We start from the raw sequence: 15,401 nt of genomic DNA on the forward strand, positions 1-15,401 counted from the left end.
AAGATTGAGGGAAAGAAAGCTGAATAATGAGAGAAGCCGGAAGTGCACCAACACTTCCGACATCCCGCTGCGAGCGCGGGATACAGTAAACTGCTACTCTCAGAATATATATCGTTCATTACATCGAATTTAAAAAGGAGTTTTTAAAACATGGATAGTCCGCTCGCGTATATTGGTGGTAAAAGTAAACTGTCGGAATCGATCATTGAAATGATCCCGGATCATAAAACATACTGTGAGGTTTTTGCCGGGGGGTTGTGGGTGTTTTTCAGGAAGGACCCTTCCATGTATGAGGTGATCAACGATCTGGATTGTGACCTGATTGCCTTTTACCGGGTGATACAGAATCACCTGGAGGAATTTTTAAAGCAGTTTAAGTACCTCCTGGTGTCCCGGGAACAGTGGAAGGACTGGAAGGACCAGCTGGAGACCAGGGGCCTCACGGATATCCAGAAGGCGGCACGGTATTATTATGTACAGCGGTTATCCTATGCCGGGAAGGTGAAGGGGCGGTCCTTCGGGACTACTCCGGAAAGCAGGCCCCGGATTAACCTTCTGAGGATGGAAGAGGAGCTGTCTGAAGTGCATCTCAGATTCTCCCAGGTGATGATCGAGAATCTTTCATGGGAAAAGGTGGTGGAGAAATATGATAAACCGGCGACGTTCTTTTACCTTGATCCGCCGTATTATTCAGATCCCTGTTATAAACATAACTTTGAATTCGGGGACTATGTCAGGATGAATGAGGTCCTGCAGGGAATAGCCGGGAAGTTCATTCTCAGCATCAATGATCATCCGAAGATCAGGGATGCTTTCAGTGGTTTTAATATCAAGCCGGTGGAGCTGCTATATACGGTTGGTGATAAGTGCAGCGAGGGAAAGGAGTTGATCATCAGTAATTATGAGATTAAGGCAAAGCAGCAGACATTATTTTGATGAAATATTTAGCAAAAATGCTAAATATTTGCTTGACTTAATTTAGCAAATATGCTAAATTGTGGGTACATCAAACAGCGGAGGCAAGCAAATGACGGAACTAAAAAAGGAACTCACAAGAATGGATGAAGTAATAGGGAAACTAAAACAAGCAGAATTCGAATTAAGGATGCTGGCAAAAGAGACGGGAGATAATTATTACAATGAAATTCGAAGACGAGTAAAAGAAATATTGATCATTGATGATGACCCGGAATCAGGCTTTGAGTCTCTTTTTGAAAGTAAAAGAAGAATGTATAAGGCAATTACAAAATGAAAATAAAAGATATACGAAAACTTGAAGAGGGTCTTGCTCAACTAGAGCAAGACCTTATCGATAGAATAATCGAGATTGGTACAGGAGAAGCAAAAATCCTGACAGGTGAAAAGCAGCCTTCTCTTTCTCAGTTTATCAAGGGAACTCGGAAATACAGTTATGAGAAAATTATTGAGTTGGCAAAAATAATATTTGAGGATTAGTCATGAATCTGGTAATCATTGAAAGCCCGTATGCGGGGGACATCGATAAAAATACGGAATATGCCAGGCTGTGCGTCCTGGACAGCCTTCATCGCGGCGAGTCTCCCTATGCCTCACATCTGTTTTTCACCCAGCCGGGGATCCTTGATGACGCTGTTCCAGCAGAGAGGGCCCTGGGCATTGAGGCGGGCCTCCGCTGGGGTGAGAAGGCTGATAAAACTGTAGTATATACGGATATAGGGATCAGTCAGGGGATGAGGATCGGGATTGAAAGAGCGGAGAAGGCCGGGAGACCCGTGGAGTTCAGGAGGCTGTGGGAGTAATTTGTTTTAGCGGTATAGAAGGGCAATAATAGGATTATAACGTCAAAAAAGAGTTGATATTTGCAGGGAATATGCTCTACCGGAATAATCAAAATAAAATTGGGAGGCTATTATGAAATTACAATTTAAAAAAATGTATTCTTTTATTGCATTCTTTTCAGCACTAATTTATTTCTCTCCACTGCTTATTGCCCAAGAAAAAGCAGTAAAGAATTTAACACTAGATCCAAATACTGGGACATATTATGATCCAGATTGGGCTACTGAAATAGTACTTGTTCCAATTTTTGAAAACGACAAAAAACGAATGGATAAAAACGCGGAAACAAGAAGAATTGACTTAGTATATGGAGAAAAAATTGATATCGGTATAAATACGGATGGCCTCATGGTTTTTGGAGAGGTTATTCCGAAAAATGGCAGTTCAAAATTTGTATATGGTGGTGGTGGCTCATTTGGATTTGCTTTTAATCGGAGGATTATGAACCCCTATTGTTCTATAAAGGATGAAGGTGTTGATGCTAAAACTGGGAAACAAAAATATATAACTACTATCGACCCGGATAGAGCAAATTTATTATATTTAACATTTGGCATGGGTGTGACAGCTCTTGGATTAACTGATGCAGATCAAAATCCGGTTTCAATGACTGTAGGAGTCACAGGTATATTAGGACTCCGTTATGACTATGTATGGTTTAACGGAGCTAGGCAAGAAGATAGACGAACGTTTTCAATTGGAATCGGTATTATTGGCGGCTATGGTGGTATTATGCCAGGCAAGAATGGGGATGAAACTGGAATACAACCGGCTGGGATAATAGGCGGTTACATTTCTTTATCTTTAAAATTTCAGTAGAGATATAGTAAAAAATTTATTTTAGATTTGGAAATTAATTGACAAATTAAGAAATATAATATTTATGAATAAAGTAATCGAAATAATTAAGCATTTGATACAGGATAAATTTTCCGGGGCTATTGTCATCAGGTTTAACCAGGGCGGCATCCGGGGAATAAAAAAAATCACTGAGGAGAATATTTCTTAATTAACACATAACGGATTCTTTTTAATCCTACTAAGTAGACTATTAAAAAGCCCGTAATTTCCCTTTGTCTCACGTGCCACGTGAGGCTTTTGGAGATTGCGGGCTTTTTTTGTGCCTGGAAAAAGCAATGAAAGAAAATGATCTGAAAATCATCGAAGAGATACTGGGGAAGGGGAGCACCAACCATTTCCGGCAGTCCGTTGGGCAGAACCAGGAGATAACCCTGTTTCCTGAATTGGATATCCTCATTGATTATCAGCCGTCTGACCGTTGTTCCAAGTCGGTGAAGGAACTCAGGAAGAACATTATCAGGTCCCTCATGCTGGCCGGGATACAGAGCCGCATGATTATTGAGTATTGCACGGTTCATTTCCATGTGAGCGAGAAGGCGGTGAGGAAGTACATCACCGAGATCAATAAAGAGTTCGAGGAAGCGAAAACCAAGGATGTGAACCGGCACCGGGCAGTGCAGCAGGAGCGAATGGAAAACGCACTAGCTGAATGCATTGCTAATGGGAATATGAAATACAGGTATGCCCTACTGAAAGAACTCAATGATTTTCATGGCCTGAAGATAGCGAAACATGAGCACAGCGGGCCGGACGGCGGGCCAATAGCAATGCAGAATAATCTGGATTTGTCGAAACTCACCACTGATGAATTGAAGACACTCGTTGATCTGCATGATAAAGCGAAAAGGGGGAAGGATGAAGCGGATACTGTTCCTGATTAGCTTCATAATACTCATTATGAATGCTCTGGCATTTGCGTTCAACATAAATGATTTGAGAATAGAGCTGGCCCGGAGGGACTTCTGGGAGTTCTGCAAAATCAACTCGCCGGAATTCTACCGGGAAGACCGGGTATTTCTACGTGAGTATTGTCAGACCCTGCAGGCTCTGTATGAAGGCCGCATTGTGAAGTTTTCCCCCGAGGATCCCTGGCAGATCGTTGATCAAAAGGCCCTGCAGGATCACATTAAATGCACCCGCCTCATGATCAATGTGCCGCCCCGGCACGGAAAATCACGGACTCTGGTTCTTTTTACCAGCTGGGTGTTCGGGCATGACAACGAATCCCGGGTGATTACCTGCTCCTATAACGATGAGGAGGCCAAGGATTTCTCGAAGTACACCAGGGACACAATCATGGAAGAGAAATCCGATGTTGATGCGAATGATATCGTTTTTTCAGATATATTCCCGGGAACGAAAGTAAAACATGGCGATGCCGGTTTCGGTAAATGGGCGCTGGATGGACAGTTCTTTAATTACAAAGGCGCAGGAATAGGCGGCGCCGTCACTGGAAAGGGCGGGAAGATACTCATCGTCGATGACCCGGTCAAAGGCGATGAGATCGCCTATTCAGAGACGGCCCTGAATAAAATATGGAAGTGGTACACGGGAACATTCCTCTCCAGGAGGGAAGAGGGCGCGATTGAGATCATGAATCACACCCGCTGGTCGGACCTTGACCCCTGCGGGAGGATTCTCGCCGGGCCTGATGGCCACAGCTGGTATGTGTTCAAGCGTGAAGCGTACGACAGTGTCTCGAACATGATGCTCTGCCCGGACCTTCTTTCCCGGGAATCATATGAATACCTGAAGCGCAACGCGGACCGGGCCATATTCATGGCCAACTATCACCAGGTCACCATCGATGACAAAGACAGGCTTTATCGTGAGCTGAAGACATACAGTGATATTCCCGGGGAATTTGAGCGGATCATCAGTTATACGGACACGGCAGATGAGGGAGACGATTATCTCTGCTCAATCGTTGCCGGAGAATACCGGAAGGAACTATGGATACTCGACGTACTGTACACGAAAGCGGGTATGGAAGTCACAGAGCCGCAGACTGCTGAATTCTTTGTACAGAATGATGTACGGCACAGTAAGATCGAGTCAAATAACGGCGGTCGTGGATTTGCCAGGGCGGTGGAGCGTATTCTCTGGGAGGAGTACGGCACCCGGCGTGTTCATATTACCTGGTTCCATCAGACAAAAAACAAACTGGCACGAATACTCACTGAATCTAACTACATCATGCAGCATGTCTATTTTCCTCATAACTGGCATGAGCGATGGCCTGAGTTTTTTAAGGATATCATGCGATTCAAAAAGGAATCGAAAAACGTATATTTTGATGCACCTGACGCACTGACCGGTCTGGCCGAGATGGTTAACCAGGGCGTCAGAGAAATGCAGGCACACAGAGCAACGTAATGGCAGACAACTATAACATAATACAGATACGGCGGCACGATAAGCTGGATAAGTGGAGTGGTGTATTCAAGCTGAATCACGACAGCTACGTGTCGGGCCGCGTATACCGTGACGGCAACTATCTCCATAAAGGGAAAAATGAGTTCAGCAAGTTTTACAAACAACGCCAGGAGATCGCTACTCCACGAAACGACATCCAGCCGGTCATTGATATTCTCATTGGATACGTGTACTCAACAGAGCCGGAGAGAAATATTGATGGTGATGTAAAAAACGCTCTCTTCAGTGTGGCCAAGGGGAAGGATTATGCGAGGTTTACCCGGAACGTGGCACGGCAGTTGAAGCTATACCCGTTCGTTGTCTTGGTTGATTCTCCTTCCGATGTGCAGGATTTCAAAACCAAATATGAGAAAGACAAGTATGGGAAAAATCCGTATTGCCTGGTATACCGGTATGATGAGATTCGAGATTTTAGTCTTGACGATAATGGCCGGTTCACATGGCTCCTCCTGGATAATTCTTATGTGGATAAAACCGATCCCTTGGGGAAAGAGAAAAAGATTACCAGGTACACTCTCTGGATGGTGAAAAATGGAGCGGTCAGTGTGCGTGACTTTATCATCAAGGATAAAAAGGTTGAGCCGCAGGAAGAGATGCCACTGGCGATTGCGGAAATACCGGCGATAATCGCGGGGAAAGATTTTTTCGATGAGGATATTGTCGAGACCAACCTCATCGAGAACTGTTCCGAGATCAGTAAAAAGCTATATAACATAGATTCCCTGATCGACTCGATCCTCTACGACGGTGCGTTTAAAGTTCTCAGATACCCGCTCACTGATTTCGTGAAAGAACTGCCCAAAGGACTGAAAAGTGAGGGCCTCGGGTCAGTCGCAGTCCTGGAGTTTGACGGGATGTGTTCCAATGCCCCTGATTTCATAAGGGCTGAAGTTGATAATATCCAGCCGTATCTCGATAAAGCGAAAGAAATGGTAAAAGAATTCTTCAAGCAGTTCGGCATGAAGGATACCTCCGAGACCGAGACCAAATACTGGGGCGACAGCGGTGTCGCCAAGTCTATCGATTTCCAGAAAACGAAAGGGATACTCCTGTCTATCGCTGATGAGATGGAAATCATCGAGAATGAGATTGTCCGCTATATCGGTATGTGGATGAACAAGAGCGTGGAATCAAAGAGTGCTGATAAGAAGATCACATACAACAAGGATTTCGATCCCGATGAGCTCAATGATGATCTCAACCGGCTGTACCAGGCGATGGAATTGCCATATGAGACGATTACAAAATACGCGGTTGAACAGATTGTGAGGAAGCTCTTCCCGAAGGCGGATAAAAAAGTAATCGAGGCAATGATTAAAGAAATTCATGAAGGGGTGAAAACTCCGAAAGTGAAATTCGATGATGATAAAAACGACGGTGGCGAGTCGTAAAACAGGCCGTTGTCTTTCCGGCAGGCAGACAAAAAAGAACCGGCCGACACAATGCACTCATGCAATAAATGAGAGATCCACGGATCAGAAAAGAAGAGGTGAAGGATATGCTCAGAATAATGAATCAGTTTGTTTTTGCGGGAATTGTGGCCTGTTTTCTAGACCCTGACGATGGGGGCGGATCGGGTGGTGGTAGTGAGGACGTTGTTGTCCATAAGGGGCCCGATAATAAGACCTTTCAACTGCCCAAATGGGTGGATCAGGATTATTCGGCGCGCATCAAGAACGAGAAGAAACAGCTGGAAGATAATCTGACAAAGAAGTTTGGCGAAGAAAAATCCGAGCTTCAAAAGCAGCTCGATGAAGTCAATACGAAACTGGCAGATATCGAGAACGCCAGTCTCTCGGATCAGCAGAAGCGTGATAAAGAGTATGAGCGACTGACAAAGGAGAATACTACCTATGCAGGACAGGCAAAAACTCTTTCTGAGGAAAACGAGACCTTGAAAGGCCGTATCAAAGGCATGCATATAAAATCGGCAGTCCTGGGAGCGATACCCGTTGAGGCGGCTGAGTTCGCCAAACAGGTAGAGGTTCTTTTTATGCATGAGCATGGCAGCGCGATCCAGTATGTGGAGGACGGCGACGAGGTGAAGGTATTTTTTAAGGATGGCGACAAAGACGTTGCGGTTGCCGATGTCATGAAGACCTTCATTGAGGCAAACCCAAATTTTGTTGGAAACAAACAGATTCCCGGGCATGATTCACGGAAGAAAAAGACTGGTTCCAGTAGTGAACCGGCGAACACAGTCCAGGGGGCACTCAAAACTGCCCTAGAAGGTTTTTAAAAAATTAAAGATAATTAAGGAGCAATTATATGATTATTACAGGCGAAATAACAACCTACGATGTCCCCGATAACGCACGGGACGTTTCCGCGGCATTCAACCTTATTGCCATGCCTCACACGCCTTTACTCAACAAAGTGCCGCTCGGAAATTCATGCGAAAACGTGAAGCATGAGTGGTATGACGACAAGCGTCTGCCTATTGCAACCACCCTGGGAGCTGCCTTTACCAGCGGTGGCGCATCGCTCACGGTTGCCAGTTCCGCCGGGCTTCGGATCGGCTCGATTGTGCAGGTTGGGACTTCTGTATATCGGGTGACCGGTATAACGGATTCGACGCATGTGGCCGTTACAGCAATCGCAAGCGATGCCAATCACGACAGTGGCGTAAAGGTTTCTTTCCTGGGAAACGCCAGAACAGAGAATTCAGCGAAGCAGGACGGCGATTCGGCCCAGACTGAGGAACGCTATAATGTGACCCAGATATTCGACGATTTTGTCGAGATGTCGGGCAGTGAAATGGCGACCAAGAAGCATGCACCCGAGGCATCTGACCTTCCCGGTCAGGTAAGAAAGAAGCTGGAGCGGGCATATTACCAGCTCGCCATGGCACTGTGCAAAAATCCGCGTGTCGCCCCTTCAACAAAAGCAGATCCCCGCATCATGGGCGGTGTTGAATGGTTTATAGCTCAGAATGGATATGTCCCGTCTTCGGCGGCATTTTCCACGGACAATTTTGATGCTTTTCTTCTGGAGCTTCAAAACAACGGCCTCGATGTGTTTGAGATATGGATCAATCCTACCGACATGGCACGGTTTTCTGGACTTGATTCAACAAAGATTCAGATTCAGTGGGGCTCAAAAGAGCGCGGGACTCCCATCGTCGAGAAGTATTTCTCCAAACACGGCATCATCTGTGACGTGTTCATGGATCCCTGCATGACCGCAGGCAAGATCGATGTGTTTAAGTCGGCAGACATCGAGGTCAAGTCTCTGGCTGGCAGGCAGTTTCAGGTAAAAAACATGCCTGAAACCACTGACGGGACTGTTAAGAGGCTGCTCGGTGAATATACTGCCAGGTTCACGAATTCTTCCCTGTGGGGACGGTTTACTCCTTCTGCATAAAGTTTTGAACGCCGGGTGGTAATGCCGCCCGGCGGTATTTTAAAGAGGTGCACCGTGACAGCAGAACAGAAAAGAGAACAGGAATGGCAGGCTGAGTGTGATGCCAGGAGTCTCCGGGAGGCCGAGGAAGTGAAGGCCGATCAGGGAAGATTTGAGCGGGCTAAGGCAGCCATGAAAAAGGAAGTCGGTAAAAATGAAAAGATCAATACAATACTGAAAGGTATTCTGGAGGAAAAACAATGAAAAAGATAAAACACGCTGTGAAAGGCGGTAAAGACGTGATCTGTAAAGGACAGATATATAAGCCCGATAAAGATGGTTTTGTGTATCTACCCGAGGAGATGAAGAATCAGGACGTGGTTCCGGTTACTGAAGGAGGGGGTGGCGGAAATGTTGATCTTTTCGGAAAGCAGAATCCCACGACTACGGGTCCCGACGCGGCAGCCATTGAGGAGATGAAGAAAGAGCTCGCTGAGATGGACAAAGAGAAAATGAACAAGGTGGCCAAGGAGATGGGCATTGAAAATCCTGACAAGATGAAAAAGGACGATCTTATCGAAGCCCTGATCAAGAAGGTGCAATCCGGAAATTAACGGCCATGTCCATCGAATACATCAATAAAAATTTCAAGCGTCTCGAAGAAGAGATCAAAAAGCAGAAGAAATACAAGTATTCTGACATCTATGATGATGATCTCTTCCGCGAGATGTATAAACTCCTGAATGCCGGGAAAATTGAGGAGGCGGTCCGGTTGTGGAATTCTCGGACTCCCTCGGAAATGATGTATTTGTGGGGTAAAACCATCCTGGACTTTATGGTTTGGTCAACCGAAGGAGTGAAGACGGCCGGGGAGATTAACCTCCTCAGTCAGAAGATATCATTTACCACCAGGGAAGTGACCGCTCTCCTGTATGGGAATCAGAAGTATTTCACCACGGAGATTCTCGGAAATTACTTTTTTGATGTATACAAGATCGAAAACGCCGCGCTGAAAAAACGCATCCTCGATGCGTCGCTGGCACAGTTTGAACATCACATCAGCGGGGCCATGGCGAACACTCCCGCGAGGATCCTGAACGATATCCGGAATTTTCAGCGGGACCTGCATTATTATCATGAATCGATCCGGAATATCGAGAACCTTGATCAGTACCTCGATGATGTGCAGCGGGCATTCAAAGACCAGATGCGGAAGAAATATCCGTCCTTCTACAAGGCCATGGAGGACGGGAAGGTCCTGAAGTCCCGGTGGTACGGTCCGGACAATAACAAGGTGAAAAGCTACACCCTGGATGAATACACAGACATGATGACCAGGCCCACGATCCTCAATATTGACCGGGCGGCCGCCCAGGGGTATGCCCACAGCATGGGACACCGGGTCGTCGAGTTCTATGAGCGGGATCACCGGATGATCAAATCGGAAGAACGGGAGATATGCAAACACATCCTGCATAAAAAGATTCATGGGAAATCCCTTCTGGCCCTTGATGATGAGACCTCCCTTCTTCTGGGTATCCGCACCGTTGCCCAGGCTCAGGCCGATGGGTCTATGTACATCCACTGCCGGCACAGCATTAAACCGGTTGATGACCAGTTTCACCATGAGCTGGAGAAGGTTATATTCCTGTTAAAACAAACAGTCGAGGAGAGTGCCTGATGTTGTCTGAAAATAACACCATCCCTGATATAAAGAAGCGCCTGGAGAGCTTTGAATATTACGGCCTCGATGATGATGCTGAGTTTGATGAACAGCTGGCCCTGTGTGTTGAGGATGTCATGTATGAGCGTATGGTCCCGGTCATCGGTAGTGTGCGGTATGATGAGATTGCGGCCATGGATAAAACGGACCTCTCAGAGTATGAGGATCATATATATCGAGCTGAGATTTTTTATAGTGTTGCCGAGTTCCTCCGTAAACAGGTGCAGTCCGAGCGCAGTAAAGAACGCCGGGTGTCTGAAGAGAGAACGGGGAATCAGAAGGCATATGTGGAGAAGGACTTCATTGATGACGCTGTTCGCTCACTGGGGCGTGCAGGGTATAACAGGACCGTATCGATCAGCCGGTTTGGTATAGCCGAAACATGGCATTATGAGGATCCCGATGATTATTGAGCAAGCGCCAAACAGTAAAACCAGTCTGAAGGCTGCACAGGAATGGGTGGGGACCCCGTTGCACCGGTCCCAGGACGCGCAGGGGCTTTATGAGCAGCTGGTTCCTGAACTGCGTCAGGCGGTGGCCTATGGGTTCAGCGACGCGAACCCGAACAACTGGGCGGAACTCTCCCCGGGATGGCTGGATGAGAAACGGGAACGGGGATGGCCCGAGACTATCGGGGTGGCAACCGGTGCCTTGAAGAGAGCAGCAACGGTCAATGCCCAGATCGCAGTGACAAAAACACACCTGACCTGGGGAATAAACGAAAATGAGTCGTCACCGGGGCACGGGATAGATGGATGGACCGTAGGTGATTATGCGCGTGATTTCCATGCAGTACGGCCCATTTTTAAAAGCACCATGGCATTTCTGCGGTCGGTATATAAGAAGGCCGCTCAAAAATGGTTAACGGAGCAGATGTCCAATGTCTGATGTTATCGATCTGGTAAAAGCTATTAAAACGCAGCTGGCGGCAGCTCCAGGCCTTGCGTATGTGAAGCACTTTGACACCTCTGAGAACGAGAATGACCTGGTTAAAAAAGGAAAGTTTCCCTGGGTGAATGTCAAGATCACGAACAGGAGAACTACAATTGCCGGGAGTCTATCCAGGCGAACGCATAAGAGGATTATTTGTAATGTGATAATTACCTTCTCGGTGCGGGACGTGTCTTTTAAGAACGCCATGGAAGGGGGAACTGATATAAAGGGCATATGGGATTTACAGAATGATATCGATACGGCGCTGGATGCTGATCTGTCATTCGGGGATTTGGTTAATAAAAGTCCTTATGATCCGGACACGGCCACTGATGCAGTATCAATCGACAGCGGCCGGTTCTGGATAGGGCGGGGCGCGACAAAATTCAACGTCTTTTCAGACGTCAATATTTAAGATGAGGTGAATGCAATGAAAAGTGTGCGCAGTTATTCAGGCGTATTGGATGTGATGATTGCCGAGATCGCAAGCGGGAAACCCCGGGCTCATATCCGGGGCATGGGGGATTTTTCTTTTGAGCGCAGCGAGGAAAAGGCTAAGCTGGTGGTGGGTAAAAAAACGTATGCAACGAAAACGACCAAGATCACCAGGAATGTGAAAATCCAGATGAAGGAGTATTATGCCGAGCTCAATCAGCTCATGACGGGCGGGGCGCTTACGAAATATGCGTCCAACGCAGCAGGCGAAGTTGTGGAAAAGGCGAATATTCTGGGAACATCTATTCTGGCCGCTACTACTGGAATCGCATCCATTGTGGTCGACCCCACCAATATAGCAAAACTCAAAGAGGGGTGGTATATTATTGAGGCCGTGGACACCGATTCAATCAACCTCTATGCGTATAGCAACCTGGATGACAAGGAGCTGCTGGACGAGAAGGGCCTCCTGACAGAGGACCCCGTAGACCTCACCTCGGCAGGTGAGGTTGATCTGACGGAACTTGGTCTCACCATAACCGGTGGATCGGGAACGATTGCCCTCATTCCGGGAAACACAGCAAAATTCTATGTCAGGCCTCCATATTCCGAGGCGTGGGAACTCCTCATGTCAGGCGATGACGTTGTAGACGACGTCATGGTAATCGTGACAATTCAGCGCGATAACGGTGTTACGGTTCTGTTCAATTTCCCGAAAGCGTCACCAGGCGGCATGTCCTTCAATGCCCCGGAAAACGATTATGGAACCTGGGACCTGTCATTCGAGCCTCTGGATGATCCGATCACGAACAGTTACGCGTCCATGCGTGAGACTGTTAAATCATAGTAGATAAACGACCGGGCGGGGATCCCCGCCCGGAGAAGCAGGAGGGAGTATGCAGACAATTAAAATCGGCGGGGTTGACAGAGAAATAATACTTCGCCACCGACAAGTGAACCGGTTCAAGCGCCAGTATAACCGCATTTATTCATACCGGTTCAACAAGCTGGTGAATGATACCTATCCGGACAAAAAGGTCCTGAAGGGCATGAGCCAGGAAGAGATGACTGAGCTGGTCAAGAAGAATGCTGAAATATTCAATCGTGCTTCATTCAGCATCCCGGACTGGTTCTGGTACAAGACGGTGTACCGGTCTCTGGTAAAGCGCGGCCTGTGGCCGGTCAGGCGGCCGTACCGGTCATGGCGGGAAATGGCACAGGATATTCGGAAAGATGAGTATTTCGCCATCGTCCACTTTGTGGCCTCGGAGATACTCGATCTCAATGTGCCCGTGGTGAATGTGGATAAAAAAAAAGAAATCTAAAAGCGAAAGAGCAGCCTCCGGCCGAGCGGATCACTCGCTGGAAGGACTACATCGAGAACATTGATGAAGCTCACCGGCTGATGATATACAGCCTGAAGCGGTCCGGGTTTTCCCTGAGGGAGATCATGGGGATGGAGGTCAGGGAAAGCCGCTGGTACATGAGGCGGTACAACGATGACAAGATACAGGACGAAATACTGTTTTTGTCGGCTCATAAAATTGATGTAACGAATCCGACGCAGTGTCCGTCATCCAGGTGGCGTGATTGGCAGGACAGGAAGCGGGCGGAAGAAAAGAAAAATACGCAAAGGGTCTCGGAAGAACCGGACTCGGCGGTCATGGATATTATTACAAAAACCATACAGGATAATCTGAAAAGGAATGGCAGATCAAGTACTACAACTTGAAGTCCGCCTGGAGAACGGCCAGCTAAAGGTCGCGACGAAAGAGAGCCAGGAAGAAATAAAGGACTTTGCAAAAGAAACCGAGAAGGCCGGGAAGAAAAGTAAATCGGCCTTTGCCGGTATTGCCGACGGCGTGAATATTGCCAAGGCCGCTGTCGCGGGATTCCTTGCCCTTGGTTTTATTAAAAGTCTGTATGATTTTGCCAAGGGGGCTCTTACCAGCTCCGCTGCCATGGAGAAGCATACCATCGCCCTAGGAACCATGCTGGGGTCGGCTGAAAAGGCAAAGTCTCTCCTGGGAGACCTTAAGAAATTTTCAGCGGCCACGCCTCTGCAGCTTCCCGGCCTGGTGGAAAATACCAAACAGCTCATCGCCTTCGGTACCGCCCAGAAGGATGTGATCCCTACTCTCCGGAACCTTGGAAACGCCGCTCAGGGGAACGAGGAAATCCTCGGTCGTCTCACCTTAGCCTATGGGAAATTGCAGGCCAAGGGTAAAGCCTCCATGGAAGAACTGAACATGTTCACCGAAGCCGGGGTCCCGCTCATGAAGGCCCTGGCAGAGCAGTATAATGTATCCACACAGGAACTGTACAAAATGGTGGAAACAGGGAAGGTTGCTTTTCCCGATGTCAAGAAAGCCTTGGAGGATATGACCAACGGGTCCGGTCAATTTGCTGGTATCATGGAAAAACAGGCCCAGTCCCTGGGAGGCCTCTGGTCTACGCTGAAGGACAATATAGGCTTGGCCATGCAGGACATCGGCGACAACATGGCGCCGAACTTCAAAAAGCTCATCAACGCATTATCTGAATCCAGTATTGTGCTGCCGGGCATTATTAAGATGTTTTCCATGGTGGGAACGGTCATCGGTAAGCTGGCCGGGGCTATTGCCATGGCAATTGAAGGTGTTGAATCTATAGGCCGGGCTCTGAGTGCGAAAAATCGTGCAAAAGAAATTGATCAGCTGGATAGCAGTATGCAGCGCCTTCAGCAGCGCATGAAGGCGGAACCAAAAAACGCTGAAGTATTAAAAAACGCCTACGATGGACTCAAGAAGAAACTGCTCGAGGCTCGCATTGAGACAGAAAAATACCGGATGAAGCTGAATGAGGAGCGACCGAATAATGCTCTGAAGGATTTAAATTCATATTCGGATATGCTCAAGGATGTTGCGTTAAGCGAGGACCAGGCATCGGCTGCAGCCCTTAAACGCCGGGAAATTGCAGAGAAGGGACATGCCCAGTCATTGATGAAGATCGCCGCGATAGAAGAGGAGAATAAAAAGCGTAAAGAACTTATTGCTACTTGGGAGAAGGAACTGGCTCTACTCAACGGACAATCGGGAATAATAACCAGGGATGTGGATATACGTGTTTCTAGTGGTGGGGATACTGGACAATCCGAGGCTGAAAAGCTGGCCGAGGAATATGCTCAGAAAAAGGCGTTATTGGATGAATTCAATTTTTATGAACTTTCTCAGCATGAATTTATGCAGCTGAAAAAGAATGAACGAGAGACACAGGCCGTAAACTATTATGAACAGGTCCTCCGGGCCAAACTCGGCCTTGACAGCCGGTACGCCCAGGGGCTTGCCACGGTGACCAGCACCGCGTCAACGTTCATGGCTCAGGAAAATATAGGGCTTTTCCGATTTGGGCAGGGGCTGGCAATAGCAAAGGCGACACAGGATACCGCCTCCGGCATAATGAAAACCTGGGCACAGTGGGGGTGGCCCCTCGGTCTCGTAGGTGCTGGCATTGTCGGTGCTGCCGGAGCGTTGAATATCGCGGATATTGCCAAACAGAAACCGCCACAACCTCCTGCGCAGAAGGTTAAAATTGAAACACCGGTCCTGGAGACAGGAGCATTTATTAAGGGGAGTTATGCCGGAACAATGGTCACTGTAGCGGAAAAAGGAAAGAGCGAGGCGGTGATTCCATTTGAGAATGATGAGTACATGAACAAATTCCGGGAAGCTATGATGCTAGGAGGGATAAATATTTATATATCGGGTAATTTGATCGATTCCCAGAACCTGCTTGAATTGGTCGATACGCTGCAGGATGAGCGAGCTCGTAACATGGGCGCGACAAAATATACACTGAAAACAGCTTATTAGGT

General features: G+C 47.5%; 20 protein-coding genes. All 20 read left to right on the plus strand.

Features of this window, described 5'->3' with window-relative positions:
- The first annotated feature begins 150 nt into the window (after positions 1-150).
- The gene (locus CVV44_20280; GenBank protein PKL35857.1) at positions 151-936 is read left to right on the plus strand and encodes an adenine methyltransferase; all 786 of its coding nucleotides are present in this window, start codon (positions 151-153) and stop codon (positions 934-936) included.
- A 91-nt stretch (positions 937-1,027) separates the two neighbouring features.
- Positions 1,028-1,252 carry a hypothetical protein gene (locus CVV44_20285; protein ID PKL35858.1) on the plus strand — a complete coding sequence of 75 codons (225 nt, stop codon included), beginning with the start codon at positions 1,028-1,030 and terminating at the stop codon, positions 1,250-1,252.
- Complete coding sequence (locus tag CVV44_20290; GenBank protein ID PKL35859.1) at positions 1,249-1,455, plus strand: hypothetical protein; 207 nt, start codon at positions 1,249-1,251, stop codon at positions 1,453-1,455. Before CVV44_20285 ends, CVV44_20290 begins: the two co-directional genes overlap by 4 nt.
- A gap of 2 nt (positions 1,456-1,457) precedes the next feature.
- Positions 1,458-1,778 carry a hypothetical protein gene (locus CVV44_20295; GenBank protein ID PKL35860.1) on the plus strand — a complete coding sequence of 107 codons (321 nt, stop codon included), beginning with the start codon at positions 1,458-1,460 and terminating at the stop codon, positions 1,776-1,778.
- 112 nt (positions 1,779-1,890) lie between these two features.
- A complete protein-coding gene (locus CVV44_20300) occupies positions 1,891-2,637 on the plus strand; it encodes a hypothetical protein (protein PKL35861.1) in 747 nt (248 codons plus the stop codon).
- A 317-nt stretch (positions 2,638-2,954) separates the two neighbouring features.
- Entirely contained in the window at positions 2,955-3,560 is a 606-nt protein-coding gene (locus CVV44_20305; protein PKL35862.1) for a hypothetical protein, read from the plus strand.
- 16 nt (positions 3,561-3,576) lie between these two features.
- Complete coding sequence (locus tag CVV44_20310) at positions 3,577-5,055, plus strand: terminase (protein ID PKL35961.1); 1,479 nt, start codon at positions 3,577-3,579, stop codon at positions 5,053-5,055.
- On the plus strand, positions 5,055-6,506 hold the full coding sequence (locus CVV44_20315) for a hypothetical protein (GenBank protein ID PKL35863.1): 1,452 nt from the start codon (positions 5,055-5,057) through the stop codon (positions 6,504-6,506). Before CVV44_20310 ends, CVV44_20315 begins: the two co-directional genes overlap by 1 nt.
- Positions 6,507-6,613: 107 nt before the next feature.
- Positions 6,614-7,354 (plus strand): hypothetical protein, encoded by a 741-nt coding sequence (locus CVV44_20320; protein ID PKL35864.1) that lies wholly within the window; start codon positions 6,614-6,616, stop codon positions 7,352-7,354.
- 29 nt (positions 7,355-7,383) lie between these two features.
- Positions 7,384-8,478, plus strand: a complete 1,095-nt coding sequence (locus CVV44_20325; GenBank protein PKL35865.1) for a hypothetical protein — start codon at positions 7,384-7,386, stop codon at positions 8,476-8,478.
- 21 nt (positions 8,479-8,499) lie between these two features.
- Positions 8,500-8,721, plus strand: coding sequence for a hypothetical protein (locus CVV44_20330; GenBank protein PKL35866.1), 222 nt, complete (start codon positions 8,500-8,502; stop codon positions 8,719-8,721).
- Positions 8,718-9,071, plus strand: a complete 354-nt coding sequence (locus CVV44_20335) for a hypothetical protein (protein ID PKL35867.1) — start codon at positions 8,718-8,720, stop codon at positions 9,069-9,071. Before CVV44_20330 ends, CVV44_20335 begins: the two co-directional genes overlap by 4 nt.
- A gap of 5 nt (positions 9,072-9,076) precedes the next feature.
- Positions 9,077-10,138: a hypothetical protein gene (locus CVV44_20340; GenBank protein ID PKL35868.1), complete on the plus strand. Its 1,062-nt coding sequence runs from the start codon at positions 9,077-9,079 to the stop codon at positions 10,136-10,138.
- Positions 10,138-10,593, plus strand: coding sequence for a hypothetical protein (locus tag CVV44_20345; GenBank protein PKL35869.1), 456 nt, complete (start codon positions 10,138-10,140; stop codon positions 10,591-10,593). The genes CVV44_20340 and CVV44_20345 overlap by 1 nt, the downstream gene beginning before the upstream one ends.
- The gene (locus CVV44_20350) at positions 10,583-11,068 is read left to right on the plus strand and encodes a hypothetical protein (protein ID PKL35870.1); all 486 of its coding nucleotides are present in this window, start codon (positions 10,583-10,585) and stop codon (positions 11,066-11,068) included. Before CVV44_20345 ends, CVV44_20350 begins: the two co-directional genes overlap by 11 nt.
- Positions 11,061-11,528, plus strand: a complete 468-nt coding sequence (locus tag CVV44_20355; protein PKL35871.1) for a hypothetical protein — start codon at positions 11,061-11,063, stop codon at positions 11,526-11,528. Before CVV44_20350 ends, CVV44_20355 begins: the two co-directional genes overlap by 8 nt.
- A gap of 15 nt (positions 11,529-11,543) precedes the next feature.
- Positions 11,544-12,395 carry a hypothetical protein gene (locus tag CVV44_20360; GenBank protein PKL35872.1) on the plus strand — a complete coding sequence of 284 codons (852 nt, stop codon included), beginning with the start codon at positions 11,544-11,546 and terminating at the stop codon, positions 12,393-12,395.
- 49 nt (positions 12,396-12,444) lie between these two features.
- Entirely contained in the window at positions 12,445-12,873 is a 429-nt protein-coding gene (locus CVV44_20365) for a hypothetical protein (protein PKL35873.1), read from the plus strand.
- An 80-nt stretch (positions 12,874-12,953) separates the two neighbouring features.
- Positions 12,954-13,280 carry a hypothetical protein gene (locus CVV44_20370; GenBank protein PKL35874.1) on the plus strand — a complete coding sequence of 109 codons (327 nt, stop codon included), beginning with the start codon at positions 12,954-12,956 and terminating at the stop codon, positions 13,278-13,280.
- Positions 13,255-15,399: a hypothetical protein gene (locus CVV44_20375; protein ID PKL35875.1), complete on the plus strand. Its 2,145-nt coding sequence runs from the start codon at positions 13,255-13,257 to the stop codon at positions 15,397-15,399. Before CVV44_20370 ends, CVV44_20375 begins: the two co-directional genes overlap by 26 nt.
- Positions 15,400-15,401 lie beyond the last annotated feature (2 nt).

The organism is Spirochaetae bacterium HGW-Spirochaetae-1 (assembly GCA_002839375.1).
Taxonomy (GTDB): domain Bacteria; phylum Spirochaetota; class UBA4802; order UBA4802; family UBA5550; genus PGXY01.